The following is a 1,234-nucleotide window of genomic DNA, read 5'->3' on the forward strand; positions in this document are numbered from 1 at the left end:
GGGCGGGCCATGACGTCCTGCTGCGGCCTGGGCGCGAACTTCACCGGCAGGGCGACCAGGTGCCTGTTGGAGATGGTCTCCTCCCACTCCAGCTCGTCCTCGTCGCAGGCGAGTTCCGCGTCGGGAAGCCGGGTCAGCAGCGCGTCGACGCCGACATCGGCGATGGCACGGCCGATGTCCTGGCCGGGGCACTCGTGGGGACCTCCGCTGAAGGCGAGGTGGGAACGGTTGCCGTGCATGTGGGCCTTGGTGTCGGGACGGACACGCGGGTCGACGTTGCCCGGAGCAATGCCCAGGATCAGGCCGTCGCCCTTGCGGACGCGCTGACCGCCCAACTCGGCATCCTGCTTGGCGAAGTAACCCAAAATGGTACTGAACGGCGGTTCGTCCCACATGGACTGCTCCACCGCTTGCGGCACCGTCATCTGCCCGCCGTTCAACTGGGCACGGAAGCGCGGGTCGGTGAGGACCACCCTCAGTACGTTGGCCAGCAGGTTGGCGGTGCTCTCGTACGCGATGATCAGGACGAGTCGCAGGTGCTGGCTGACCTCCTGATCGGTGAGCCGCGCGGGGTGATTGATGAGGTGGCTGGTGAAGTCGTCCTCAGGTTCGGCCCGACGGCGGACGGTCAGCCGGGTCAGGACGTCCATGATGTACTCGTTGCTGGCGATGGCCGTTTCGGTGCCCTTGGGCAGGTCGCGGGCGGCCTCGACGAGCCGGTCGTTGTACTCGTCGGGCATGCCGAGGATCTCGCACATCACCATCATCGGCAGTCGCTCGGCGAACTGGCTGACCAGATCGGCACTGCCCCGCTCACAGAACCTGTTGACGAGGTGCTGGGTCGCGCGGTTGATGTGGCGGCGAACCCCGCGGTGGTCGATGGTCGAGATGGCGCCGTTGACCGCCCCGCGAAGCCTCAGGTGCTCTTCGCCCTCGGCGTGGCAGCACAGCGGCTGCCATGCCAGGTGCGGCATGAGCGGGTGATCCGGCTTGACGGTGCCGTCCTGCATAGGCCCCCACAACCGGGTGTCACGGCTGAAGTGCGAGGGAGTACGCACCAGATGCATGTTCTCGCTGTGGCCGAGCACCACCCAGATCGGCACGTCGTCGTGGAGCAACGCGGGAGCCACGGTCCCGTGCTCCGCGCGGAGCTCCTCGTACACGGCCTCCAGGTCCTCCGCCCCGGGGCCGTACAGCCGACGCAGTCCACCGGGGCCGATGCCGTGCGCGGGGC

The 1,234-nt window shown here is 68.1% G+C and carries 1 protein-coding gene; it reads right to left on the reverse strand.

Features of this window, described 5'->3' with window-relative positions; translation table 11 throughout:
• On the reverse strand, window positions 1-1,234 hold a 1,234-nt coding region (locus EHS43_RS44830; protein ID WP_260471024.1), incomplete at both ends, for a cytochrome P450.

It is taken from the genome of Streptomyces sp. RP5T (genome assembly GCF_003933965.1).
GTDB lineage: Bacteria > Actinomycetota > Actinomycetes > Streptomycetales > Streptomycetaceae > Streptomyces.